The organism is Parasphingorhabdus sp. (genome assembly GCF_965233695.1).
GTDB lineage: Bacteria > Pseudomonadota > Alphaproteobacteria > Sphingomonadales > Sphingomonadaceae > Parasphingorhabdus.
Genome location: NZ_OZ247497.1, coordinates 1,831,011 through 1,854,499, shown reverse-complemented (window position 1 = coordinate 1,854,499; position 23,489 = coordinate 1,831,011). Strand labels below are relative to the sequence as shown.

General features: G+C 53.7%; 25 protein-coding genes. 5 read left to right on the top strand and 20 right to left on the bottom strand.

Annotated elements, in window-relative coordinates; all coding sequences use genetic code 11:
* Positions 1-42 precede the first annotated feature (42 nt).
* The 5 genes from ACO6S1_RS08830 to ACO6S1_RS08810 all read right to left on the bottom strand — a co-directional run bounded on the left by ACO6S1_RS08830 (position 43) and on the right by ACO6S1_RS08810 (position 5,318).
* Complete coding sequence (locus ACO6S1_RS08830; RefSeq protein ID WP_422345942.1) at positions 43-1,131, bottom strand: Kelch repeat-containing protein; 1,089 nt, start codon at positions 1,129-1,131, stop codon at positions 43-45.
* Complete coding sequence (locus tag ACO6S1_RS08825) at positions 1,131-1,832, bottom strand: DUF4230 domain-containing protein (protein ID WP_422345941.1); 702 nt, start codon at positions 1,830-1,832, stop codon at positions 1,131-1,133. Before ACO6S1_RS08825 ends, ACO6S1_RS08830 begins: the two co-directional genes overlap by 1 nt.
* Positions 1,829-2,707 carry an MBL fold metallo-hydrolase gene (locus tag ACO6S1_RS08820; RefSeq protein ID WP_422345940.1) on the bottom strand — a complete coding sequence of 293 codons (879 nt, stop codon included), beginning with the start codon at positions 2,705-2,707 and terminating at the stop codon, positions 1,829-1,831. Before ACO6S1_RS08820 ends, ACO6S1_RS08825 begins: the two co-directional genes overlap by 4 nt.
* Positions 2,708-2,820: 113 nt before the next feature.
* Positions 2,821-4,953 carry a M56 family metallopeptidase gene (locus tag ACO6S1_RS08815; protein WP_422345939.1) on the bottom strand — a complete coding sequence of 711 codons (2,133 nt, stop codon included), beginning with the start codon at positions 4,951-4,953 and terminating at the stop codon, positions 2,821-2,823.
* Positions 4,950-5,318, bottom strand: a complete 369-nt coding sequence (locus ACO6S1_RS08810; protein WP_422345938.1) for a BlaI/MecI/CopY family transcriptional regulator — start codon at positions 5,316-5,318, stop codon at positions 4,950-4,952. The genes ACO6S1_RS08815 and ACO6S1_RS08810 overlap by 4 nt, the downstream gene beginning before the upstream one ends.
* Positions 5,319-5,789: 471 nt before the next feature.
* Here ACO6S1_RS08810 and ACO6S1_RS08805 point away from each other — a divergent pair, with 471 nt between their 5' ends.
* Complete coding sequence (locus ACO6S1_RS08805; RefSeq protein ID WP_422345937.1) at positions 5,790-6,227, top strand: YidH family protein; 438 nt, start codon at positions 5,790-5,792, stop codon at positions 6,225-6,227.
* A 30-nt stretch (positions 6,228-6,257) separates the two neighbouring features.
* On the opposite strand, the gene grxD is transcribed toward ACO6S1_RS08805, so the two are convergent.
* The 7 genes from grxD to leuC all read right to left on the bottom strand — a co-directional run bounded on the left by grxD (position 6,258) and on the right by leuC (position 10,595).
* Entirely contained in the window at positions 6,258-6,593 is a 336-nt protein-coding gene (gene grxD / locus ACO6S1_RS08800) for a Grx4 family monothiol glutaredoxin (RefSeq protein WP_422345936.1), read from the bottom strand.
* 39 nt (positions 6,594-6,632) lie between these two features.
* Positions 6,633-6,866, bottom strand: a complete 234-nt coding sequence (locus ACO6S1_RS08795; RefSeq protein WP_422345935.1) for a BolA/IbaG family iron-sulfur metabolism protein — start codon at positions 6,864-6,866, stop codon at positions 6,633-6,635.
* A gap of 11 nt (positions 6,867-6,877) precedes the next feature.
* Positions 6,878-7,204: a DUF1476 domain-containing protein gene (locus ACO6S1_RS08790; RefSeq protein WP_422345934.1), complete on the bottom strand. Its 327-nt coding sequence runs from the start codon at positions 7,202-7,204 to the stop codon at positions 6,878-6,880.
* 89 nt (positions 7,205-7,293) lie between these two features.
* Entirely contained in the window at positions 7,294-8,295 is a 1,002-nt protein-coding gene (locus ACO6S1_RS08785; RefSeq protein ID WP_422345933.1) for an NADPH:quinone oxidoreductase family protein, read from the bottom strand.
* 37 nt (positions 8,296-8,332) lie between these two features.
* On the bottom strand, positions 8,333-8,926 hold the full coding sequence (leuD, locus tag ACO6S1_RS08780) for a 3-isopropylmalate dehydratase small subunit (protein WP_422345932.1): 594 nt from the start codon (positions 8,924-8,926) through the stop codon (positions 8,333-8,335).
* Entirely contained in the window at positions 8,923-9,156 is a 234-nt protein-coding gene (locus tag ACO6S1_RS08775) for a hypothetical protein (protein WP_422345931.1), read from the bottom strand. The genes leuD and ACO6S1_RS08775 overlap by 4 nt, the downstream gene beginning before the upstream one ends.
* Before the next feature lie 8 nt (positions 9,157-9,164).
* Complete coding sequence (gene leuC, locus ACO6S1_RS08770; protein WP_422345930.1) at positions 9,165-10,595, bottom strand: 3-isopropylmalate dehydratase large subunit; 1,431 nt, start codon at positions 10,593-10,595, stop codon at positions 9,165-9,167.
* Positions 10,596-10,707: 112 nt separating this feature from the next.
* Between leuC and ACO6S1_RS08765 the strand changes: the two genes are divergently transcribed.
* Positions 10,708-11,229, top strand: a complete 522-nt coding sequence (locus tag ACO6S1_RS08765; protein WP_422345929.1) for a sterol desaturase family protein — start codon at positions 10,708-10,710, stop codon at positions 11,227-11,229.
* On the opposite strand, the gene ACO6S1_RS08760 is transcribed toward ACO6S1_RS08765, so the two are convergent.
* From ACO6S1_RS08760 to ACO6S1_RS08735, 6 genes are all read right to left on the bottom strand, one after another.
* The gene (locus ACO6S1_RS08760; RefSeq protein WP_422345928.1) at positions 11,204-12,064 is read right to left on the bottom strand and encodes a DMT family transporter; all 861 of its coding nucleotides are present in this window, start codon (positions 12,062-12,064) and stop codon (positions 11,204-11,206) included. The two genes, ACO6S1_RS08765 and ACO6S1_RS08760, sit on opposite strands and share 26 nt — an antisense overlap.
* A 41-nt stretch (positions 12,065-12,105) precedes the next feature.
* Positions 12,106-12,738, bottom strand: a complete 633-nt coding sequence (locus tag ACO6S1_RS08755) for a glutathione S-transferase family protein (protein ID WP_422345927.1) — start codon at positions 12,736-12,738, stop codon at positions 12,106-12,108.
* Positions 12,739-12,865: 127 nt separating this feature from the next.
* On the bottom strand, positions 12,866-14,383 hold the full coding sequence (locus tag ACO6S1_RS08750) for a SulP family inorganic anion transporter (RefSeq protein ID WP_422345926.1): 1,518 nt from the start codon (positions 14,381-14,383) through the stop codon (positions 12,866-12,868).
* Positions 14,384-14,506: 123 nt separating this feature from the next.
* Positions 14,507-15,193 (bottom strand): glutathione S-transferase family protein, encoded by a 687-nt coding sequence (locus tag ACO6S1_RS08745; RefSeq protein ID WP_422345925.1) that lies wholly within the window; start codon positions 15,191-15,193, stop codon positions 14,507-14,509.
* Positions 15,190-16,152, bottom strand: a complete 963-nt coding sequence (locus tag ACO6S1_RS08740) for an NAD-dependent epimerase/dehydratase family protein (protein ID WP_422345924.1) — start codon at positions 16,150-16,152, stop codon at positions 15,190-15,192. The genes ACO6S1_RS08745 and ACO6S1_RS08740 overlap by 4 nt, the downstream gene beginning before the upstream one ends.
* The gene (locus tag ACO6S1_RS08735) at positions 16,152-17,315 is read right to left on the bottom strand and encodes an isovaleryl-CoA dehydrogenase (RefSeq protein ID WP_422345923.1); all 1,164 of its coding nucleotides are present in this window, start codon (positions 17,313-17,315) and stop codon (positions 16,152-16,154) included. The genes ACO6S1_RS08740 and ACO6S1_RS08735 overlap by 1 nt, the downstream gene beginning before the upstream one ends.
* Before the next feature lie 134 nt (positions 17,316-17,449).
* Between ACO6S1_RS08735 and ACO6S1_RS08730 the strand changes: the two genes are divergently transcribed.
* The 3 genes from ACO6S1_RS08730 (at position 17,450) to ACO6S1_RS08720 (ending at position 22,179) form a co-directional block, all read left to right on the top strand.
* On the top strand, positions 17,450-18,493 hold the full coding sequence (locus ACO6S1_RS08730) for a quinone-dependent dihydroorotate dehydrogenase (RefSeq protein ID WP_422346165.1): 1,044 nt from the start codon (positions 17,450-17,452) through the stop codon (positions 18,491-18,493).
* Entirely contained in the window at positions 18,490-20,238 is a 1,749-nt protein-coding gene (gene ggt / locus ACO6S1_RS08725; RefSeq protein WP_422345922.1) for a gamma-glutamyltransferase, read from the top strand. Before ACO6S1_RS08730 ends, ggt begins: the two co-directional genes overlap by 4 nt.
* 183 nt (positions 20,239-20,421) lie before the next feature.
* A complete protein-coding gene (locus tag ACO6S1_RS08720; protein ID WP_422346164.1) occupies positions 20,422-22,179 on the top strand; it encodes an AMP-dependent synthetase/ligase in 1,758 nt (585 codons plus the stop codon).
* Between the two features lie 16 nt (positions 22,180-22,195).
* On the opposite strand, the gene ACO6S1_RS08715 is transcribed toward ACO6S1_RS08720, so the two are convergent.
* Positions 22,196-22,615, bottom strand: coding sequence for a hypothetical protein (locus ACO6S1_RS08715; protein WP_422345921.1), 420 nt, complete (start codon positions 22,613-22,615; stop codon positions 22,196-22,198).
* 73 nt (positions 22,616-22,688) lie between these two features.
* Positions 22,689-23,411: a hydroxyacylglutathione hydrolase gene (gene gloB / locus ACO6S1_RS08710; protein WP_422345920.1), complete on the bottom strand. Its 723-nt coding sequence runs from the start codon at positions 23,409-23,411 to the stop codon at positions 22,689-22,691.
* Between the last annotated feature and the right edge of the window lie 78 nt (positions 23,412-23,489).

Genomic DNA, 23,489 nt, shown 5'->3' with positions numbered 1-23,489 from the left:
TAAGTAACTTACTGCCGCTATGCCACGAGGCAGCGGCGAAGATCAATCATCGATGCGGAATTTCATGATCCGCGCTGTCACGGCCTGATCCGCATCCATTCCCCCCATAATATAGTAATCATCGCCCGACTTTACGAGAGCGCGATGATCCATTCCGGGTTCGGCCAATTTGCCCAGTTCGGTCCACTGATCCGTCTTCAGATCATAGCCGAAGACCCGGTCTGTCGGTTTCGCGGGCTCTCCATCATAACCGATGCCATCATAATTATAGGGATTGTCGCCACCACCGGCAAACAGGATAAGGCCGCGATCACCATCGCCCATGGCAGCCATCCGATATTGCGGACCGCCGGGATGGGTCTCAATCGCGCGCCAGCTAATCCGCCCGGGGTCACCCGGATCGATATCGCCGCGCCAGGTAAAGGGAGCCGCGGCAAATTTGCGTTTGCCATCGACCAGGCCTGCGACTGCCACGCCATCTGTGATAATCATGCTATTGTTCGCCAGTCCGCCTGCATGGCCGAATACCGGCTTGCCGGGAAACTCGGTCGCCATGCTCCAGCTGTCCGACTTTGTGTCATAGAGTTGAACCAGACTGACATTGCCTTCATCATGCCAGCCGGACACCAGATAGATATAGCGATCCTTGTAGGGTAGCGCGACCATATCATCCACCGGTGTCGGCATATCGGCAAGGCGCTTGTAGGCCTTTGTCTGGGGATCAAAGGCAAAGACTTCCGGTGTGGACACCTCGTCGCCATTCTCTGCCACGGTATAACCGCCAAACAGATAGATCTTGTTCGCCAACGTCACGGCTGCGCTAGCCAGCCGGCCCTCACTCACGGGGACAGAAGCGATTTCTTCACAATCCTTGATGCTGATAATGCAGGCAAAGGCGGCATTGCTGGTATCTTTCCAGCTTTTGCCCGACTTCAGTCCGTTGAAGCTGTAAAGCGTCGGGCCGTCGGGCCCTTCCGCGGCCGCCACGGCGTTATTGCTGATCGGGATGGGTAGTTCAAATTCAGCCGCCGATGAAACCGGTTGTGTTGCGCGCTGTTCGGAAGACTCTTGCCCGCAGGCGCTTGTGACCATAGCGATGCCCAAAATCGCGGCCTGGCTCCAAATTTTCATCACTCCGCCCCCTGCTTTTCCTTGTCCGCCAAAACGTCCTTGATCGACCGGGACACGTCCCAGCGATCGGTATTGGCTGCGCCCCGCTCAAATGCGAAAAAGGCGTCTACTTTAGCATCCAGTCCGGCGGCGCGCAGTGGCAAGGCAAAGCTGCTCTCCACGGCCCGTCTTGCGGCATCCCGCGCCAATCGCATTTGCAACGGGTTTTTGGCCTGCTTGGCCAGTTCCGTGACACCCTTTTTGCGATTGGCCTGATCCAGCGTCTTTTCCGCATCGGTCAGCGCCATTAATATCCCGCCATCATCATAGCTCTGAATACGGTCAATCTGCACCTCTGGCCGCGCGATTTCGATCGGCGGCATTTCGACCGACAGCGTCCTGGTCTCCGCATCCCAACGGACATTGTCGGCATCCAGTTTGGCCAGATCTACCTCATAGCGTACCGATCCCGGCATGATCAGTGTCTTGCGCGCCGAGAGCCCCATGCGGGTCACTGTGGTCGTGACCGTCGCATTATAGCTGGCGGAAAAAACCGTCAGGCGGTTCTGTTCGCGCAATCCATCAAGGCTCGCGCTGGCAATTGACACGGGATCGGGCGTGAAACTGCTTTCAAACTTCGACAACAGCAACCAAGATAACCCGCCGAGAATGGCTAGCACGCCCGCCATGATCGCCAAGGGAATGGCGAAGCGGCGGTTCATGCGGACATTTTCCAGATTTCGCCATCTTCGGCGACAATCTCCCGGTTCTGCAGATCGATCAGATGCGCGCGCACAGACTGACCGGCGGCGCCTTTCAGTCGGGGATCAAGCCCTTTGTACATTTGCGTCACCATATCGGGAATTGCCGAGGGACCACCTTCCAGCAGTTTAAGTATTTGCCGCTCACGCTGTTTGCGGTGCCCCATCATGCCGCGGACCAGTTGCCGGGGTTTTTCGACCTTTTTGCCGTGGGCGGGATAATAGACCTTGTCCTCGCGCTCATAGAGCTTTTGCAGGCTCGCCATATAGTCGGCCATATCGCCATCCGGCGGAACGATGACACTGGTCGACCAGGCCATGACGTGATCGCCGGTAAACAGCGCACCGGATTCCTGCACCGCGAGACAAAGATGGTTCGAAGTATGCCCCGGCGTGGCTACCGCCTCGATTGTCCAACCGTCACCAGCCAAGGTTTCGCCATCGACCAGCACACGGTCGGGTTCATATGTTTTGTCGAAACTTTCATCCGATCGCGGCCCGTCATCCTGCAACACCAGCGGCGCGCATCCGATAATCGGCGCGCCAGTGCGGGCCGCGAGCGGCTTGGCGGCCGGACTGTGGTCGCGGTGGGTATGGGTGCACATGATCGCTGTGATCTTCGCATCGCCAACCGCCGCCATGATCGCATCGATATGGTCATCCAGCGCCGGACCCGGATCGATGACGGCGCGATCACTCTTGTTGCCCACAACATAGGTCTGCGTGCCGGTGTAGGTATAGGGGCTGGGATTGCCCGCTAGCACGCGCGCGACCAAGGGCTCCATCTGTTCGGATAAGCCGGTCGGGAAGCTGCTCGGGTCAAATTCTTTGTTCATCGTTAAGATGTGGCATATTCCGGCCATAAAACAACCATGAATATCAACACAAAATCGGGAGCAAGCCGCAAAAGGCCTGCTCCCGATCTTGTGACGACAGGCTTAAAGAGGAATCAGGTCATCGAGAGCTGGGCTTTGAGTTGCTTGATTTCCTGATCATATTTCTCAATCTTCAGTAATTGTTTTGAGCCCTTGTTTCCACATTCAGCGGCCTTTTCGCGTTCGCGCTCCAGACTCTTCAGTGCTTTATGCATAGCTGCTTTTTCGTTGGCACCAGTGCAGCCAACAACAGTCGCCCAAGCAATGTCACTGCTGCCGCCCTTTGATCCGGCAAAAGCAATTTTCTTGTTCATCGCTACACAATCGGCATTGGAGCTACGGGCATTATCAGCACGTTTGGACCGGCTGACCGACGCTTTGAAATTCGGTTTAAATGCGATTTGGGAGACAGCCCATATCCGTGCGGCCACGCTTTTGGCTTCCTTAGCTTCTTGCTCGGCTTCTCGTTCAGCGTCTCTGGCCTCGCGTTCAGCTTCCCTAACGGCAGCCGCTGCCTCCTGCTGGGCTTGACGGGCTTCCCGTTGTGCTTCCCGCGCTTCGTTGCGCGCTTCTCTGGCGGCGGCTCTTACTTCCCGGGCAGCTTCCTGCAAAGCGAGTTCCACCTCGCGCTTGGCTTCACGGCGCTCCTGTTCCGCTTCGCGCTTCGCTTCGAGGGCTTCCCAAGCAGCTTCTTTCCGCTCCTGCTCATATTCACGAGCCGCTTCCTCAGCCTCTAGCCGCGATTCTTCGGCTTCCTCGACCATTTCCCGAATTTCTTCTTTGTTCAGTTTTTTATTGGTCCGCAAGACCACTGTGCGGCCATTATATTTAATCCGGTGAACATGTTCATTGCCGCTTGCGCGCACCTTGGCCCAGTCTTTTTCGCCATTGAGCATGGTGATGTTGATCGTCCCTTTGGATTTGTCGTGCGCCACGAATTCCAACGCCGGCGGCGCAACTGGAGCTACCGGTGGAACCGGAGGAACGGGTGCTATCGGCGTCCATGATGTATTCATGCCCGGCTTAGCCGCGGTCTCCATGCGAAGCCGCTTGGCAATTTCTTTGTCCTTTAGTTTGCGTTTTGATTTGAAGTGAAAGCTGCCATCTTCATTTTCAACGGTATATTTATAACCATCGGCACTTTTTTCCGCGAAAACGACGCCGTTGCGGCCAACATCTGCGGTGGTGCTGACGGTACGAATTTTAACCCCGTTGTTGCGTTTATCAACATCAACGCTGGTATTATCATCTTCAAAAATGATTGCATCATCCTCGGGATGCGCTTCTGCTTCTACGGCATAGGTGACCGTTGCCGTCAGCGGGAGGGCAACAATGGTACTGGCCCCCACCATCAACGCGCCAACCCGTTTGCGGAAGTTTGATTTTTCTTTCTGGCCCAGCATTTTGAGCCGGTCCTTAATCTTGTTTTTCTGATTCAGCGGACTGGCTAGACCGAGCTTGTGTCCCGACACAGATTTCGCAATGGTCCGGCCGTACACAGCGCGCAATTCGCGGCCGTTGTTTTTCAGAATACGGGCATCACAAGCTGTCTCCTGATCCTGGCGGAAGGCAATCCACGCCAACCAGGCCACCGGATTAAACCAGTGCAAAGACAATATGAGCAGACCGACAAAATTGGCCGCCAGATCACCTGATTCATGGTGCGCAATTTCATGTTCCAGCGCCAGTTCGCGCTCACGCGGCGCATAGTCGCGAAAGAAATTGGTCGGCACAGCTACGTATTTTTTGAATAATCCGAAAGCCAGCGGTCCGCCAACAGCGGCCGTTTCAAGGATCTTGATCGAGCCATGATGACCGACCAGACGGCCATCGGAAACAATATCTTCGCGAAACTGGAAATAGGCTGCGAGTTTGCTGATAAACAGCATGCCAGCGCCGCCCAACCAAGCCACCAGAACGATTACCATCCAGTCGATTGAGGCCAGCGCGCTGACTGCAGCGGTTTCGGCAGGCGCCGTCATCACGATTTCTGAGAATATTGGTGCAGATGCCTCCGTTGCGCCTGTTTCAACAGGTGGCGGCGCTTCCAGCGTCAATGTCGGCATGAACAATCTTGCGAGCGGCAATGCCCAGAGCAAATAGGCGATATGGGCGCCGAAAAAATGGGCCACCGGTTTGCGAATTATAAGCACGAGCGCCATGAGCAAAGTCATCGACACCATGGTATCCATCATCCAGTCGGTCATCCCTTCAACTCCCTTAAAAGCTCTTCGATTTCCCTTAAATCGTCATCGCTTAGCTCATCGGCTTCAGCCAGATGGGCGACCAACGGTGTGATTTTCCCTCCGAAAAGACGGTCAACAAATTTACGTGAAACACCAGCCAGATAAGTATCCCGCTCAACCAGTGGTGAATATAGGAACCGCCGTCCGTCGCGCTCGGTGCCGATAACGGCCTTGGCGGCGAGGCGTGATAACAGCGTTTTGACAGTTTGCAGTGACCAGCCTTTTTGATGGGCAACCCGGTCGGCAACTTCGGTAGCGGTTAGCGGTGCCTTTTGCCAAAGCACCTCCATAATCTCATGTTCGGCGTCACTGATACGTTCTACCATATCCAATTTCTCCCAATTGAAATTGCCAAATTTGAACGGTTAAGACTCGCTACTGACTACATCTGTAGTTTCATCGACTACAAATGTAAATGTGTAATTTTACATTTGGGATAAGCTGTGACCGGAACGAAAATTATGATGACAGTATGTGTCATAAGCTGGGCCTCGCAGACATTATGTCGAGAAAGTTTACAACGCTGCAAAAGTTAACGACGCTTTAACCATCTAACTGTTTAAAAAATATGACGCGGAAAAAACTGGCACGCGCGGTGCATCGTTACGGGTGTTCCTATTGTTTCACACCCACGAAACACAAATGAGGGGGACAGCGTACTGGTCTCCGCAGTCCCTCCTCATTAGAAATTAGACAACCCTATACCCATATGAAAACGGCTCGGATCTCCTAATCCGGGCCGTTTTTGATTCTAACCATAGGTAGTTGGAGCATATTTGTTATAAGCTCGGTCATTAGTGACGAAACCAGACAAGGGCGAGTTATTGGGACAAGAACCAAAGAGCAGCGATGATCTAGCAGAAGATCGTACAGATTTAGCCGAAGAGCGGACCGATTGGGCGGAAGACCGCACCGTACTTGCCAATGAACGTACATTTGCCGGGTGGATGCGAACAGGTCTGGCTGCTGTTGGCATTGGCCTCGGGTTCAATGCGCTTTTTGGAAAACTTCAGCCATTTTGGCTACCACGCGCGATTGCGAGCCTGTTCATTCTGATCGGCATTTTCATATTCTACATGGCCCAGCGCAACGGATGCCGGGTACAAGAGCGACTGAGCAGCCATGACGCAACGCCAATGCCGAGCGCTAATCTAAAGGTTACAGCAGGGGCCATGGCTTTCGGAAGCCTTTGCCTGGGGGTTGGCATGTGGTTGATTGAAGTACCGGACGCTTAGACAGAAACATTCCGATTACCAAAATACGATTTAACTCGCGGCTGGTGCGACCTTTTTCTCGGCCATCAATTCGCCCAGTTCGCCAGCTTCATACATTTCCATCATGATATCGCTGCCGCCGACAAATTCGCCTTTGACATAAAGTTGGGGGATGGTTGGCCAGTCGGAAAATTCCTTTATTCCTTGGCGTATTTCCATGTCTTGCAGCACGTCGACAGACTCAAAACCGACGCCAAGATGTTCGAGAATCGCAACCGCTTTGCTGGAAAAGCCGCATTGCGGGAACAAAGGTGTGCCCTTCATGAACAGGACTACATCATTGGATGTGACCATCGTGTCAATTTTCGCGTTTACTGCATCGCTCATCTTCATTCTCCTTAGCAGGTTCTTTTAAAGGCCCCGCGCTTATTCCGGTACACCGGTGGTTAGTTGCAATGCGTGCAACTCTCCGCCCATTTTGCCCTTTAAGGCCGCATAAACGGCCTGATGCTGTTTGACCCGGTTCATACCGGCAAATGCTGGTGCCAATACTTTGGCCGCATAATGGTCGCCGTCGCCGGCAAGATCCTGTATCTCGACAACAGCATCGGGAAATGCTTCCAGTATCATCGCCTTGATATCGTCACTCGCCATTGGCATTGCAGATCGTCCTATTCGGCTTCTTCGATAAACTGGCGGCGCGCTTCCACCATCTTGTCGGAAAGCGCGGTGCGGATACCGGCATCGTCAATATCCACGCCTGCCGAAGTCAGATCGCCCAACAGCTTGCGAATGACATCTTCATCACCGGCCTCTTCAAAATCAGCCTGAACAACAGCTTTGGCATAAGCGTCGGTTTCTTCTGATGTCAGGTTCATCTTCTCCGCAGCCCATTCGCCGACCAGGCGATTGCGGCGTGCCGTCAGTTTGAATTGCAATTCCTCATCGCGTGCGAATTTGGTTTCAAACGCTTTTTCACGATCTTCAAAACCGGCCATAATTTTCCCTAACTAATATTGGTCCATAAATGGATCATGTTGAATAGAAATAGGCATTGGCTGCATCAGCGACAAGAGGCCTCAGCGGATCAATCCGAAACTTTCACGACAAGTTTACCAATCGCACCGCGATCAGCCATTTTCTGGATCGCTTTTCCAGCATCGGCAAAGTCGAAAACCTCCGACACCCGCGGCTGGATCATGCCCTGTCCCCACAGTTTGAACAAACGGTTTATATGGGACCGGTTGCCGGCAGGATCGCGCATCGCATAAGCGCCCCAGAACACCCCGCAAACATCACAAGATTTCAGCAACGTGAGGTTCAGCGGCAATTTTGCAATGCCAGCAGGGAAGCCAACGACAAGGAAACGTCCTTCCCACGCGATGGACCGCACCGCAGGCTCGCTATAATCGCCGCCTACCGCATCATAAATAATGTCAGCGCCATTGGGCCCGACCGCCGCCTTGAATTGTGCCGAAAGGGCTTTGGACTGATCTTTGTCAAAAGGTGCCCGCTCGTAAATTACCGTTTCATCTGCGCCTGCTTCTTTGGCAAAGGCCGCCTTCTCTTCGGAAGATACCGCGGCGACAACGCGCGCGCCAAAGGCTTTGCCCAATTCCACCGCAGCGATGCCGACACCGCCAGATGCGCCAAGCACCAAAAGGGTTTCCCCTTCCTTGATATGGCCGCGATCCACCAATGCGTGAATGGATGTACCATAAGTCAGGATGAGCGCGGAGGCATCTTCAAAGCTAACATTGTCAGGAATTTTGAAAACACTGTTGTGATCTACGGCGACTTTCTCGACGAGGCCGCCATGACCCGTAGTTGACGCCACACGATCGCCTACTTTCAGGCCAGTAACACCTTCACCAACTTCGGAAATGACGCCGGACACTTCGCCGCCCGGCGCAAAAGGCCGTGGTGGTTTAAACTGATACATGTCCTGAATGATAAGCACATCGGGATAGTTGATCGAACATGCTTTGACATCGATAACCACCTGACCCTTGCCAGCTGTCGGACTATCGACCTCGAGCATCTCAAGGCTATCTGGACCACCGACTTTTGTGGACATCAATGCTTTCATTATTTCTTCCTCTTCCCTTTTTATTTCGCGAGCGCGATCAAGCTATGACTGGCTTGTGCCAAACATGTGCAGAATCGACCCTTGCCTCATGCGCTTCTATGGCATCGGATTTAGCCATTGTCAGGTCTATTTCATCAAGCCCATCCATCAGGCATTGTTGCCGGAACGGATCCATCTCGAAGGTGAAGCGATCCTGAAACGGCGTTGTTACACTCATACTTTCCATATCAATCGTGATCGGATCGGTTTTGGCGACAGCCATCAACCGTTCGATAGCTGCCTGTGGCAAAGGGATCGCAAGCAGGCCGTTTTTAAACGCATTGCTGGAGAAAATGTCGGAAAAGCTCGGTGCAATAATCGCCTTGATACCCATGTCATCGAGCGCCCATGCTGCATGTTCACGGCTGGATCCGCAGCCAAAATTATCGCCTGCGATCAATATATTTGCATCGGCATATTCAGGGTCGTCAAAGACATTGCCTTCTTTGGCACGAACCGATTCAAACGCGCCTTTGCCAAGACCTTCCCTGGATATGGTTTTGAGCCATTCGGCCGAAATTATCACATCGGTATCGACATTTTTCTGACCAAAGGGAATGGCGCGCCCTTCAACTTTGCGGACAGGTTTCATGCGTTGTCCTCATCCGCATCATCGACCGGCTCATTCTCATAACGCGTACCGGGCTTAGGTTCGTTGACCTTGAATTCATCCAGTTTACGCATCTTATGCCGTCCCGCGTAGATCAAAGCCGCAGCAATCGCGGCCGATCCGACAGCCGCTCCGACTTTAGCGCCCGTGGTCCACTTGCTTTTCTTTTCTTCGCTACCGTCATCTTCGGGTTTCTTGTCGTTTTCTGCCATATCTAAATCTATCCTATCAGTTCACGAACATCGGTGAGCTTTCCTGTCACTGCAGCCGCAGCGGCCATCGCCGGAGACATCAGGTGAGTTCTAGCACCAGGACCCTGACGACCTACAAAATTGCGATTGGAAGTCGATGCGCAGCGTTCTCCAGGCGGCACTTTGTCGGGATTCATGCCCAGACAAGCCGAACATCCCGGCTCTCGCCATTCAAATCCTGACGCCTTGAAGATCACGTCCAGCCCTTCTGCTTCCGCTTGCGCTTTCACCAGACCGGACCCGGGCACTACTATCGCCCACTTAACGCCATCCGCCTTCCTGCGGCCTTCCAGAACCTTGGCCGCTGCCCGCAAGTCTTCTATCCGGCTGTTTGTGCAGCTTCCGATGAAGATGTTCTCAACCGAAACATCTGCCAATGCCTGTCCCGCCGAAAGCCCCATATATTCAAGCGATTTGCGCGCCGCATCCTGTTTGGACGGGTCAGCAAAGCTCTCTGGCGCCGGAACCAGGCCCGTCACCGGCAAAACATCCTCGGGACTGGTACCCCAAGTAACCGACGGAGCGACGTCGGCAGCGTTTATCGTCACTGTCTTGTCGAAAATCGCCCCGTCATCCGTCCGCAAGGTTTTCCAGTAAGCAACTGCGCGATCCCAATCCTCTCCTTTTGGAGCCATTGGGCGATCTTTGAGGTAGGTGAATGTCGTTTCATCAGGCGCGATCAGACCCGCGCGCGCGCCAGCCTCTATTGACATGTTCGAAACAGTCAATCGACCTTCGATCGACATTTTTTCAAACACCTCGCCGCGATATTCGATAACATGGCCGGTACCCCCTGCTGCGCCAATCACGCCAATAATATGCAGGATCAAATCCTTGGGACTGATAGCGGGACCCAACAGCCCCTCAACCCGGATTTCCATCGACTTGGACCGGGATAGTTGCAGTGTCTGTGTAGCCAGAACATGTTCGACTTCGCTGGTGCCAATGCCGAAGGCCAAAGCGCCCAAAGCGCCATGGGCGGCGGTATGGCTGTCACCACAAACCAATGTCGTGCCAGGAAGGGTAAAACCCTGCTCCGGTCCGATGACATGAACAATGCCCTGCTCTTTATCACTCGCACCGATATATTTGATGCCGAAGGCAGGCGCATTGGCTTCCAAAGCCTCCAGCTGCGCAGCGCTTTGGGGGTCGGCAATAGGTATCTTGTTACCATCGGCATCAATACGCGGGGTGGTCGGCAGATTATGATCGGGAACTGCCAGCGTGAGATCTGGTCGGCGGACCTTGCGACCGGCCTTGCGCAGCCCTTCAAACGCTTGCGGGCTGGTCACTTCATGCACCAGATGACGGTCAATATAGATGAGCGCTGTGCCGTCATCGCGCTGGTCCACGACATGCGCATCCCAGATTTTTTCGTACAGGGTTTTGGCTTCGGTCATGCAGTGCTATACCATCCTCTTGTGCAATATGGTGCTTCGTTTACCGAGATCAATTGCCTGTGCAAGTGAGAAGTCACTTCAAAAGCCCATCAAAAATGCCTATCTTCGTTAGATGAGCATTTTCGCAATCCTAGCAACCGTCCTGGGCGCGGTCGTCGCGATGGAATTTGTCGCATGGGGCGCGCATAAATATATCATGCACGGCTTCGGCTGGAACTGGCATCGCGACCATCACGAACCGCACGATAAGGTGCTGGAAAAAAACGATCTTTACGGCATTGTCGGAGCGATGATGAGTATTTCCATGTTCATTGTTGGCAGTCCGATGATCATGGGCAACTCCTTTTGGGAGCCAGGCACGTGGGTTGGACTCGGCATCTTGCTCTACGGCGTAATCTATACGCTTATCCATGATGGTCTGGTGCATCAACGCTATTTTAAATATGTCCCGAAACGCGGATATACCAAACGGCTGGTGCAGGCACACAAGCTGCACCACGCAACCATTGGCAAGGAAGGCGGCGTCAGTTTTGGTTTTGTATTTGCCCGCGATCCCGCGAAGCTGAAAGCGGAACTAAAGGTCCAGCGCGAAACCGGACAAGCGGTGGTCAGGGATTCCGCTGGCGCCGTTTAAACTCACCCAGTTTGAACATTGTCAGGGCAATGCCCGCAAAAATCATCGCGCTGCCAATGAAAAAACGCGTCGTAAGCGTTTCGCCAAGCAATAATACACCGCCCAGCGCCGCTATAGCTGGAACCGACAGCTGAGAAGCCGCAGCCGTACTAACCGACAGGCGTGGTAGCACCGCATACCAGGTGATATAGCCCAACCCTGATGTGATGGTGCCAGAAATGATCGCTAGTAAAATCCCGATTGATTGTATCTGCTCGCCATTGCCAAGAACAGGAATCAGCAAGAGACAAAGCAATGCCGCGCCAACAAAGTTCCGGGCAGTTGCCAATGCTGGTCGCGCGGCTCCTTTTCCCGCCCAACTATAGAAACCCCATGCTATGCCAGCCAGCGCCATGATCAAACCGCCGACCAGCGGCGGTGCGGTATCACCCGGCGCCAGAAAAACGGCCAGTCCGGCAATGGCCAGCAACAAACCCGCCGATTGGACCGGTGTTGGATAGATACCGCGCACTATGCCAATTATCTGCAAGCTTAACTGCCCGGCCGGAAACAGGATCAACGCCCCGATAGCCGCATCCAGCGAGACATAAGCGAAGGAAAAACTCACGGCGTAGACAAACAGCGCGACCGCCGGGACAATGGTATCGCTGCGCGGAAGCACGGCACGGCCATGACGAAATCCCAATAGCAGCGCCAGCATGACCGCGCCTGAAACCAGACGAATGGCGGTAAAACTTGCCCAATCGATTGTGTTTTCTGCCAAGGCGGCGCGATTGAGCAAGCTATTGCCCGCAAAGGCGCACAGCGTCAGAGCCAATAGAAGCGTGGTTAGCAAGCGTCCGCCAACAGGGTTTTGTGGCTGGTTACCAGACGGCACTAGCCCGCCAATATAGGCACAACCGGTCCGCCCAGCTCAATCGCTTTCTTGTAGCCAGCGCGGGACATCATGCGTTTGCCATAATCCATGCTCGCGGGGCGATTAGCCAGCATGCCGGCCGCCGTGGCGAGTTCGATGACATAGCTGATATTGATATCGGCACCGGTAAAGCTGTCGCCGACCAGAAATTCGCGGCGGTCGATATGATGCTCGACATAATCGAGCAGCTTGACCACTTCGCCTTCGACAAAAGGCGCATAGCCTTCGCCCAAGCCGCCAAAACGCGGGGCAAGCATCTGGACAATAACCGGATTGGCCAGCGTGCCTTCTGCGAAATGCAGCCATTCGAGATATTCGGCACGATCCTTTGAACCCGGTGCAGGAGCCAGTTTTCCTTCACCATATTGTTCGAGAATATATTCAATAATAGCCCCTGATTCCATCATCAGATGACCATCAATAATCACGGTCGGCGCTTTGGCCAGCGGGTGGATAGCCGCCAGATCCGCCTGCGCCCGCATGGTTTCGGGATGCCGTTGATGCCGCACCATCTCATATTCCAGCCCCAGTTCTTCAAGGAGCCAGATAATCCGGGTCGAACGGCTGTATTCCAGGTGGTGCAATGTGATCATGGCTTTGGCTCCTGTGGGGTTTGAACAGTTTGGCTGAATCAAAGCCTAGATGCAGTCAAAAGCACAAACAACCAAAACAATGATTATGCATGTTATTCACAAGCACAGAGAGTTCTGCGCTGGACAACTAGTGCCCGACGACACCCAGGCTTTCAAATGGCCGATCGTTATCACTATATTTCTCAACCAATGTCGCGCTGGCTTCGTTGAGTCCGATAAGCTCCACTGTCTTGCCCTCGTTTTGCAGGCGCTCAACAATCTTGTCGAGCATACCGGTCGCCGAGATGTCCCAGAAATGGGCGTCATGAACATCGATAATCACGGTATCGATACCTTCTTCGTTAAACTCCATCGCTTCATAAAGCATATCAACAGAGCCAAAGAATATCTGGCCGCCAAAGACATAACGGTGCGTTGTAACTTCGACAAAATCCTGAATGGTGACAAGCTGACGCACTTTCCAGGCGAAGAATATGCCTGAGAGCAAGACACCGGTGAGCACTCCGATGGACAGGTCATGCGTCGCGACAACCATCACAACGGTGGCGATCATAACAAAGTTGGATGGCCAAGGGTGGTGCGTAATTTCCGTAAAGCTTTTCCAGCGGAAGGTGCTGATCGACACAAAGATCATCACCGCGACCAGGGCGGGCATCGGGATTTGCGCGACAAGCGGTCCCAGGCCAACGATCAGGACCAGCAGCATAACGCCCGCGACAAAGGTCGAAAGACGACGCTGACCGCCAGACTTAATATTGATCACCGACTGACCGATCATTGCGCAGCCGCCCATGCCACCGATCCAGCCGGTTACAAAATTGGCGATACCCTGACCATAGGTTTCACGCTTCTTGTCACTGCGTGTTTCCGTCATATCGTCAACAATGGACGCGGTGAGCAGAGATTCAAGCAAACCGACAGCCGCCATTGCAAGCGAATAAGGCGCAATAATTTGCAATGTTTCCCAAGTAATCGGGATTTGCGGAATATGGAACCAGGGCAGACTGTCAGGCAATTCACCCATATCGCCCACAGTAAAGACATCGATTTTTATACCAAAATAATGTTCAAGAAGTCCGCTGCCATAGATACTAATGGCTCCCAATATCACGATCGCGGCCAATGGCGATGGTATTAATGTGGTGAGCTTCGGCAGTCCGTAAATAATCGCAAGGCCCAGCGCGACCATGGCATAGGTCTGCCAAGTCAGTGCTTCACCGGTAAGTTGCGGTATTTGCGCCATGAAGATCAGAATCGCGAGCGCATTGACGAAGCCGGTGATCACCGACCGTGAAACAAAACGCATCAACAAGTCGAGCCGCAGCAGAGCGGCTATCGCCTGAAAAATGCCCATTAATATCGTCGCAGCGAACAGATATTCGACGCCATGATCTCGCACTAGCGGAACCACAAGCACGGCTACTGCCGCTGTCGCAGCGCTGATCATCCCAGGTCGGCCACCAATCATCGAGATGATTACGGCAATAGAGAAACTCGCATAGAGGCCAACGCGCGGATCAACACCGGCGATAATAGCAAAGCCAATAGCTTCCGGGATCAGGGCAAGAGCCACCACCAAACCAGCCAAAAACTCAGTTTTCGGATTGGATAGCCAGTCGCGCTTAAAATCGCTGTGTATTGCCATGATTCGGTCCCCACCGATTGAAATGTCAGATTAAATTGCTGCAACGCACCATTGCTGAGCGGGGCAATGGCCTATTGGCTTGCCACCGTCAAGCGAAGCGCCACTCTTTGCAGGCAATGCAGATCAAACAGGCGTCCGGAAATCTTCGGTCACTGTTGCCACTGCGGCAATCTCATCTTCGTGACTGATTTCACGATGTGGCTCGGCGAGCGCTTCCTTCTCCCAAGCCTGCATGGCCGGATGCGCGATGATGCGATCCACCCAAGCCCGACCCGTCGGTCCGATATCGAGATCAAATGACCGCACGCGATAGGCCACGGGTGCATAAAAGGCATCGACGGCACTAAACTTTTCGCCAGCCAGCCAAGGCCCGCCAAAGCTTTCGAGGCCTTCTGCAAAAAGCTCCCCAATCCGGTCGATATTGCGCTGAAGCGGCGTCTCTATTTTATGCAGTTTGGCGCGAATTCCAACGTTCATCGGACAGATGTTGCGCAGCGGCGCGAATCCGCCATGCATTTCCGACGCGGCACAACGCGCCCAGGTCCGGGCTTTTTCATCCTTTGGCCAGACACCTCCATGCCGTTCAGCGAGATATTCGATAATCGCCAGCGAATCCCAAATCGTGCGGTCATCATCTTTCAAGCAAGGCACTTGGGCGTTGGGCGCAAAAGCCCGAAACCGATCATAATTTTCTTCTTCGAAATAGATGATATCATTTTCAAAAGGGATATCCAGCGCCATCATTAAAATCCAAGGGCGCAGCGACCAGCTCGAATAGTTCCGGTTTGCGGTGATCAATGTGTAACTCATATGGCCTCCTTTGGAGAGATGTAGCTGGGATCATGATGAAAGGGCATCGGGCGATTATTGGCCAACGCCTCCAATATTCTGGCGAAGTTAGTCTTCCCGCGAAATCCCAAAAGCTTCTCGGCTTTTCCCGCGTCATAAATGCGGTCAATATGGTCTGGCAGCACCCAGCCTTTATCCTCATATAAGGCTTGGGCTTCGGGAAAGTAGCGCGCAATAACGGACGGCGCATCTTCGACAAGCTGTTTACAATCTTCACGAACAAAGGGCGTTGGCGCTGACAGAATGAACGTTTCAAAGCCCATTCCCACAATCCCGTCCAGCGCAGCAATATGTGCTTCAACAGCATCTTCAACGGTCAATCGCCGGTTTAAAAACTCATTGGCTTTCAGATTGGGGCCGCTTGGCACTTCAAGCGTGTCATCGTCCTCCGGAAAAAAGCGTCCTGTGCGCAGCACGGCGACATTGATTCCGTACAGCTTGTGATAGAGTCGGCACAAATGTTCTGCCGATAATTTGGTCAAACCATATATATTGCGCGGTTTGAGGGGGCCGAATTCTTCGTCCAGCCAGACAGCCTGTTCGGCCCCGCCTGCACGGCCAGCACGCACGGTCTCGGAAATCATCAGGGACGTCGTCGAAGTAAAGATGAAGCGATCATGACCTGCCTGCACCGCCGCTTCCAGGAGGTTCAGCGTACCTGTGACATTGACATCGACAAAGGCGCTGTTCGGATAACGGACAATATCGGGTTTATGCAGCGCACCTGAGTGGATGACCGCCTGAATGCCATGGTCGCTGAAAATCTGATCGACCAGCGACCGGTCCGCTACCGAGCCGACGATATGAGTGTAGTCTCCAGCCGCGACGTCCAAGCCGATCACCTGGTGACCCATCGCTTCAAGCTTTGGTGCCAGAAACCTGCCCAACCAACCCGATGAGCCGGTTAGCAGCAGCTTCATCAGGCGCCTCCGATCAGTTCACGCCCGATCAGCATGCGGCGGATCTCATTGGTACCCGCCCCGATGTCGAGCAATTTGGAATCGCGCCAGTAACGTTCAACCGGCCAATCGGTTGTGTAACCGGCTCCTCCCAGTGCCTGAACGGACTCTTCAGCCACCCTGACGCTGCTCTCGGACGCATACATGACCGCACCTGCAGCATCGAAACGTGTTGTCTGACCGGCATCACATGCTTTGTTCACCGCATAAACATAGGACCGCGCGCTATTCAGCCGGACATACATGTCGGCAATCTTGCCCTGCATGAGCTGGAACGTGCCAATTGGTTTGCCAAATTGCTTGCGCTCTCGAACATAGGGAATGACCGTATCAAGACAGGCCTGCATCAGACCCAAGGGGATCGCAGCCAGCACTGCGCGCTCATAATCGAGGCCGGACATAAGCACGCCAACACCGCCATTGATCGGCCCCATGACATTTTCTTCGGGCACTTCGCAGTCGTCAAAGACCAGCTCCGCCGTCGGGCTGCCCTTCATACCGACCTTCTCGATTTTCTGACCGATGGAGAAACCCTTCATGCCCTTTTCGATCAGAAAAGCGGTGATCCCGCCAGAGCCGGCATCGGGCCGCGTTTTGCCATAAACGACCAATGTGTCGGCATCAGTAGAGTTTGTGATCCAGAATTTCGTGCCATTCAAGATATAACCGCCCTGCACCGCTTCTGCCTTGAGTTTCATCGAAACCACATCCGAGCCGGCACCGGCTTCCGACATGGCTAGAGACCCGACATGCTCGCCGGAAATCAGCTTCGGCAGATATTTCGCTTTCTGCTCGGGTGACGCCCAGCGGCGGATCTGGTTGACGCACAGATTGCTATGCGCACCGTAGGACAATCCCAGCGCGGCGCTGCCCCGGCTTACCTCTTCAACCGCAATAGCATGTTCCAGATAGCCCAGGCCAAGCCCGCCATCTTCTTCCTCAACTGTTACACCGTGCAGGCCAAGCTCTCCCATCTGTTCCCAAAGTTCGCGCGGAAACCAGTCGTCACGGTCCATTTTCTGAGCCAGTGGGCTAATCTTCTCATCGGCAAATCGCCGCGTGGTATCACGGATTTGATCCGCCATCTCGCCAAGCTGAAAATCAAATTCAGGGGTAGCAATCATATTGTCCTCGTCTTTCTGGGACGCGCATATCATATTTGATTGCGACTGCGACCAAAATTTCAGGCAAATTTTTACAAAGGAACCTGGTGCGCAGAGGATTGCCGATCTTGTCCAGCAATGCCATAGGCGCGCCCATGCTCTATGATCTTGCCCGCCCGTTTATCTTCGCACTCGAAGCTGAAAAAGCCCACAGTCTCACTATTGCCGGGTTAAAGGCCTTACCGCTCGGACCTGCGCCCAAATCTGACCCCGTGCTGGCCAGCAATGTTGCGGGCCTCGATTTTGTCAATCCCATTGGTATGGCGCCGGGTTTTGATAAAAATGGCGAAGTGCCGGGCGCGCTGATCCGCATGGGCTTTGGCTATGCCGAGGTTGGCACGCTGACCCCGCGTGCACAACCGGGCAATCCCAAGCCGCGGATATTCCGCTTGCCGGAGGACAAGGCGGTCATAAACCGGTTGGGATTCAACAATGAGGGTCAGGAAAAAGCTGCACCCAGACTCAAGCAGATGCGCAACCGGATGGGCAAGGGCGTGCTCGGTATCAATATTGGGGCCAACAAGGATAGCGACGATCGGATTGCCGACTATGTTATTGGTGTGGAAAACATGGCGCCACTGGCCGACTATCTTACAGTCAATATTTCATCTCCCAATACGCCCGGTCTGCGCGCTTTGCAGGATAAAGGCGCGCTGGAAGAATTGCTGGCAGCGGTCACGCAAGCGCGCGGTGATCACAAAGTGCCGGTGTTCCTGAAAGTAGCTCCGGATCTGGAACCAGCTGATATTGATGACATTGTCGATGTCACCATGAAACAGAAGATCGATGCGCTGATTGTTTCAAATACCACCATCACGCGCCCCAATCTGCGATCGGCCAATCAGGGTGAAACCGGGGGCCTCTCCGGCGCACCCTTGAAAGATCTTGCGCTCCAAAGGCTTAAGGATTTTCGCAAAGCGAGCAGCGGCAAGATTCCGCTCATCGGCGTGGGTGGCATAGCCAATGCCGAGGATGCTTATGAACGAATCCGCGCCGGCGCTTCGCTGATCCAGCTTTACACTGCGATGATATATGAGGGCCCGGCGATGGCCCGCGTGATGAGCTGCGGACTGGCGCGGCTGTTAAAGCGGGACGGATTTGCATCCGTTTCAGAAGCTGTAGGAGCAGACGACAAATGATTTGCCAAAAGAACAAGCCATCCATAAAACTCGGCACCATGAAAAAACTCCTGACTTTGCTCGCTTTTTTCCTGATCACTCCCCTTGCCGTTCCGGCCAGCGCGCAAAATGCGGGCACTGCCGCATCGGCGCATCCCGAGGCCACCAAGGCGGGTTTTGAAATGCTGCAAGCGGGCGGCTCTGCGACCGATGCCGCGATGGCGATGATGCTCGCGCTAACTGTCGTCGAACCGCAATCGAGCGGCATTGGTGGCGGCGGTTTCCTGCTGCATCATGATGGCAAAAGCGGCTGGATGGAGACGATTGACGGGCGCGAAATGGCTCCTGCAGCCGCCGCTTCGGATCGTTTTCTTGGCGAAGATGGCAAACCCCTTGGATGGCGCGACGCCGCGCCTGGTGGCAAGTCAGTGGGCGTCCCCGGCAATATGCGGCTGATGGAAATGGCGCATAAAAAATGGGGTAAACTGCCCTGGGAACAGCTGTTCGAACCCGCCATAAAACTGGCAGAAGAGGGCTATGCCGTCAGCCCACCGCAATATGACTGGATGAAACGGCTCGAAAAACTATGGGTTAAATTCCCTGACATGCAGAAACTTTACTGGCGCGATGGCGCGCCAGCACCACGCGGAACGATAATCAAGAATCCTGAGCTTGGTCAATTGCTGCGTGAATTGCAGGCCGGCGGCGCCGATGCTTTTTATACCGGCAAGACAGTGGCCGCAATTACGGCGGCCGTCGGCAACGCTCCCCAAAACCCTTCGATACTTACTCAGCAGGATTTTGACAATTACAGCGCGATCTTGCGGCAACCGGTTTGCTCCACTTATCGCGAATACAGGATTTGCGGCATGGGCCCGCCCTCTTCAGGAGCAACAACAGTCCTGCAAATATTGGGATCAATCGAACGCTTTGATATGGGAGCGCTCTATGAGAAAGAACCGGCCCGCGCCTGGCATGTCATTGGTGAAGCCATGCGGCTGGCCTATGCGGATCGGGAAAAATATCTTGCGGATCAGGATTTCGTTTCAGTTCCGGTGGCTGGCTTGATTGACAAGGGCTATCTCGCAAAGCGCTCACAGATGATCGCATTGCAACGCGCGCGGCCGGAATTTCCGGGAATCGAGACTTATCCGGCTGGCAACCCTCCCGGTTCCATGCCACGCACGGCTGCTATTTCATCGGAAGTTGCCGGAACCACCCATTTCACCGCCGTTGATGGGGAAGGCAATATTGCGAATATGACATCCACTGTCGAAGGACCGTTTGGCAGCCAATTGATCGCGCGCGGCATGGTGCTCAATAACGAACTGACCGATTTCACATTCGCACCGGAAAAAGATGGTGCACCGGTTGCAAACAGGGTGCAAGCGGGCAAACGCCCCCTTTCATCCATGTCACCGACAATTGTTTATAATGCAAATGGAGAACCGATTCTGGCATTGGGTTCGGCAGGTGGTAAACGGATTATCATGCATGTCGCCAAAACTTTGATCGGCGTGCTGGATTATGGATTGCCGCTAAAAGATGCCATGGCAATGCCCAATATCTATTTCGGCGGATCCGGGCTGCTCATTGAAAATGACAGTAACCTGATTGCCCTGCAAAATGACCTGGCCCGTCTCGGCCATACCGTTGTGACCAGCAACCTGCCGTCAAAGCTCGCTGGTGCGCAAAAAACCGAAAAGGGTTGGGTCGGTGCCGTTGATCCGCGCAGCACCGGAGAAGCAGTTAGCGAACTGCCTTAAATCCAAGATTTCTCGCACAATGGCTGGAAACCATTGCCCGAAACTTTTATCCACGCTAGCCTGTAGCAACAACAGGGGGCTGACCGTTTAAAGGTTCGGCCGCGCGAGAGGGTGAATAGAGTGTCGGCAAAAAAAGCGAAGAACCGCTATCTTGAATTTGATGGGTTTTCCAACCTTGTTTCCATGTTTTTTCAGCGCGCAAGCGAAGGCGGAGACAAGCCGTTTCTCAGCGCAAAAATAGATGGCGAATGGCGCGCAACCAGTTGGGCAGAGGCGGCTCGGCAAGTGGCAGCATTGGCCAAATCGTTCCAGAAATTGGGGCTGAAGCCGGGTGATCGCATCATGCTCGTGGCGGACAATTGTCCGCAATGGTGCATCGCCGATCTGGCGATCATGGCGGCAAAATGTATCACTGTTCCGACCTATACAACCAACACGCCAAACGACCACCAGCACATATTGGACAATAGCGGCGCGAAAGCAGTGATCGTATCCAATCAGAAACTGGCACAAAACCTGATTCCCTCTGTCATGAAATCAACCGATGCCGATATTGTTATTGGCATGTCGGATCTGCGGATTGGCCAGTCCGGCGATTTTGCTATTCACCAGTGGAATCACTTGATTCAGGGCACGGATGAGGATGTCGCGGAGATAAGCGCGGAGGCCGCGGACATAAAGCGAGATGATGTTGCCTGTATCATATATACCAGCGGAACCGGCGGAAAGCCCCGCGGCGTGATGCAACCGCATGGCGCGATCTTGCACAATGTCAAAGGGCCGGCAGAGGTTATCGAAAATGATTTTGGATGGGATGAAGAGGTGTTCCTCTCGTTTCTGCCGCTCAGTCATGCCTATGAACATAGCGCCGGACAGTTTTTCCCGATCGGCTTGGGCGCTGAAATCTATTATTCGGAGGGCCTCGAAAAGCTTGCTTCGAATATCGAAGAGGTCCGGCCGACCATCATGGTGGTGGTCCCGCGCTTGTTTGAGGTGTTGCGCCAACGGCTAATCAAAACGGTCGAGAAACAGGGCAAGATGCCGAATTATCTGCTCGGCAAGGCATTGGCTATGGGCGAACGGGCGGCCAGTGGCAAAAAACGCAAGCGCGACAAGCCAATGGATATTTTCCTGAACAAGACGCTCCGTCCCAAGGTGCAAAAACGCTTTGGTGGACGGATCAAGGCGATGGTATCAGGCGGTGCTCCCTTGAATCCCGACATCGGCGTGTTCTTCCAGTCATTGGGGCTGACCTTGCTGCAAGGCTATGGTCAGACCGAATCTGGCCCGATCATTTCCTGTAACAGGCCACGTACCGGCCTGAAAATGGATACGGTCGGCCCGCCGATGATCGACACGGAAGTCAAGATTGCAGATGACGGTGAAATATTGGTGCGCGGCGAGCTGGTCATGAAGGGCTATTGGCGTAACCAGGCGGAAACCGATCGGGTGATCATCGATGGCTGGCTGCATACCGGCGACATTGGCCTGATCGATGAAGCCGGACGGGTCGCGATTACGGACCGCAAGAAAGACCTGATCGTCAATGACAAAGGCGAGAATGTTGCTCCGCAAAAACTCGAAGGCATGCTGACTCTACAACCGGAAATATTACAGGCGATGATTGTTGGCGACAAGCGTCCCTATATGGTCGGGCTTGTCGTACCCGATCCTGAATGGGCCCTGGAATGGTCCCGCCAGGAAGGCATGGCTTATGACTTCCTGAAACTTCAGGCCAATCCAGCCTTCAAATCGGCAGTGAGGGAAGCCGTTGACCGGGTGAACAAAAACCTGACGGTGACCGAAAAAGTTCGCCGGTTTGAGTTTGCCGACGAGCCATTTGCAATCGAAAATGAAGAACTGACGCCGAGCATGAAAATCCGGCGTCATGTCATTCGCGAACGCTATCAGGAGCGATTGGACGCGCTTTACAAGAAGTAAGCGCTGATCATTATGATCAGTTAGCCGCGGTTTTGGTGTAAGGCACGAACGAACTGAACGAACAGCTGTCGATAAACGCGCCAGATGGCCGATCTTGCACCTGCGCAATCTCACCACGGCAAAGCTGCGATGAAGGCCTAACGGTTACCAGCGTGTGGCGATCCACATCCCGGCATCCGCCGTAGGGCTCATTCACATATATTGTCTTGGGATTACCGCTGCGCCCGTAGATCAGATATTTATCGCCAATGACCGTCATGTTTCTTTGGTCGAGGCGATTGATACAGCTCACCGGCTTGCCAGCTTCTCGCCCGGCAATTTTCTTGTCAAACTTGGACTGATCTTTCTCACTGAGCTTCACTTCAGCCGTGCCACTATTCGCAGCCGGGGCGGCCAGCATCAGTGCCAATGGTAATGCGAAAATGATCTTACGCATGACGTATCTCCTTCGATGTTCCCCCATCAAAGATATGTCATATCATGAATCCACCAGAATCAGAAATCAAGGTCTAAAAATTGTCTTTGGCTGTACGCCGCTCTGCCAATTGCTCGACGGAGGCCGCGCGCATGAAGGGATTGGTGGCCGCTTCCAGAGCAATGGTCGTTGGCACTGTTGCCTCCCCCTTGGCCCGCGCCGCCAATACGGCTTTCATACGCTCTTTCAAGGCCTGGTTTTCCGGTTCCGCTACAAGTGCATATTCACCATTGGCCTGCGTATATTCATGCGCGCAAAAAACTCTGGTTTCACCCGGCAATTTCGAAAGTTTTTGCATATTATCATACATTTGCTTGGCCGTGCCTTCAAACAGTCGGCCACAGCCCATGGCAAATAGCGTATCGCCAACAAAGACAACCTTTTCATCGGCAATATGAAACGCAATATGACCCGCAGTATGGGCTGGGACATCGATAACCTTGGCCTCTACCTCGCCAAGACGGACATTATCGCCCTCTTTGACCATATTATCGAGCGTTGGAATTCGCTCTTGCTCTGCTTCCGGTCCTGTAATGCGACATCCCGTCGCTTCCTTAATCGCAGCATTGCCGCCGGTATGATCAGGATGCCAGTGCGTGTTCCAGATCTGGGTGATCTGCCAACCCCGTTTGTCCGCTTCTGCGAGCACGGGGTCGGCCACGGCAGGATCGACGACCATTGTCTCCTGCGATACAGGTTCATGTACCAACCAGACATAATTGTCGGACAAGACGGGAATACGAATAATTTCAAGCATGGCTGGCAATTTACGACGCCGTCTCATCGCTGTCGAGGATTAACGGCAAAATAACCATTTTACCTTAATACACATAGA

Bases quoted from the DNA above. Each gene is read 5' to 3' on its own strand.
- ACO6S1_RS08830 (WP_422345942.1), bottom strand. From the start codon at position 1,131: ATGAAAATTTGGAGCCAGGCCGCGATTTTGGGCATCGCTATGGTCACA.
- ACO6S1_RS08825 (WP_422345941.1), bottom strand. From the start codon at position 1,832: ATGAACCGCCGCTTCGCCATTCCCTTGGCGATCATGGCGGGCGTGCTA.
- ACO6S1_RS08820 (WP_422345940.1), bottom strand. From the start codon at position 2,707: ATGAACAAAGAATTTGACCCGAGCAGCTTCCCGACCGGCTTATCCGAA.
- ACO6S1_RS08815 (WP_422345939.1), bottom strand. From the start codon at position 4,953: ATGACCGACTGGATGATGGATACCATGGTGTCGATGACTTTGCTCATG.
- ACO6S1_RS08810 (WP_422345938.1), bottom strand. From the start codon at position 5,318: ATGGTAGAACGTATCAGTGACGCCGAACATGAGATTATGGAGGTGCTT.
- grxD (WP_422345936.1), bottom strand. From the start codon at position 6,593: ATGAGCGATGCAGTAAACGCGAAAATTGACACGATGGTCACATCCAAT.
- ACO6S1_RS08795 (WP_422345935.1), bottom strand. From the start codon at position 6,866: ATGCCAATGGCGAGTGACGATATCAAGGCGATGATACTGGAAGCATTT.
- ACO6S1_RS08790 (WP_422345934.1), bottom strand. From the start codon at position 7,204: ATGGCCGGTTTTGAAGATCGTGAAAAAGCGTTTGAAACCAAATTCGCA.
- ACO6S1_RS08785 (WP_422345933.1), bottom strand. From the start codon at position 8,295: ATGAAAGCATTGATGTCCACAAAAGTCGGTGGTCCAGATAGCCTTGAG.
- leuD (WP_422345932.1), bottom strand. From the start codon at position 8,926: ATGAAACCTGTCCGCAAAGTTGAAGGGCGCGCCATTCCCTTTGGTCAG.
- ACO6S1_RS08775 (WP_422345931.1), bottom strand. From the start codon at position 9,156: ATGGCAGAAAACGACAAGAAACCCGAAGATGACGGTAGCGAAGAAAAG.
- leuC (WP_422345930.1), bottom strand. From the start codon at position 10,595: ATGACCGAAGCCAAAACCCTGTACGAAAAAATCTGGGATGCGCATGTC.
- ACO6S1_RS08765 (WP_422345929.1), top strand. From the start codon at position 10,708: ATGAGCATTTTCGCAATCCTAGCAACCGTCCTGGGCGCGGTCGTCGCG.
- ACO6S1_RS08755 (WP_422345927.1), bottom strand. From the start codon at position 12,738: ATGATCACATTGCACCACCTGGAATACAGCCGTTCGACCCGGATTATC.
- ACO6S1_RS08750 (WP_422345926.1), bottom strand. From the start codon at position 14,383: ATGGCAATACACAGCGATTTTAAGCGCGACTGGCTATCCAATCCGAAA.
- ACO6S1_RS08745 (WP_422345925.1), bottom strand. From the start codon at position 15,193: ATGAGTTACACATTGATCACCGCAAACCGGAACTATTCGAGCTGGTCG.
- ACO6S1_RS08740 (WP_422345924.1), bottom strand. From the start codon at position 16,152: ATGAAGCTGCTGCTAACCGGCTCATCGGGTTGGTTGGGCAGGTTTCTG.
- ACO6S1_RS08735 (WP_422345923.1), bottom strand. From the start codon at position 17,315: ATGATTGCTACCCCTGAATTTGATTTTCAGCTTGGCGAGATGGCGGAT.
- ACO6S1_RS08730 (WP_422346165.1), top strand. From the start codon at position 17,450: ATGCTCTATGATCTTGCCCGCCCGTTTATCTTCGCACTCGAAGCTGAA.
- ggt (WP_422345922.1), top strand. From the start codon at position 18,490: ATGATTTGCCAAAAGAACAAGCCATCCATAAAACTCGGCACCATGAAA.
- ACO6S1_RS08720 (WP_422346164.1), top strand. From the start codon at position 20,422: ATGTTTTTTCAGCGCGCAAGCGAAGGCGGAGACAAGCCGTTTCTCAGC.
- ACO6S1_RS08715 (WP_422345921.1), bottom strand. From the start codon at position 22,615: ATGCGTAAGATCATTTTCGCATTACCATTGGCACTGATGCTGGCCGCC.
- gloB (WP_422345920.1), bottom strand. From the start codon at position 23,411: ATGCTTGAAATTATTCGTATTCCCGTCTTGTCCGACAATTATGTCTGG.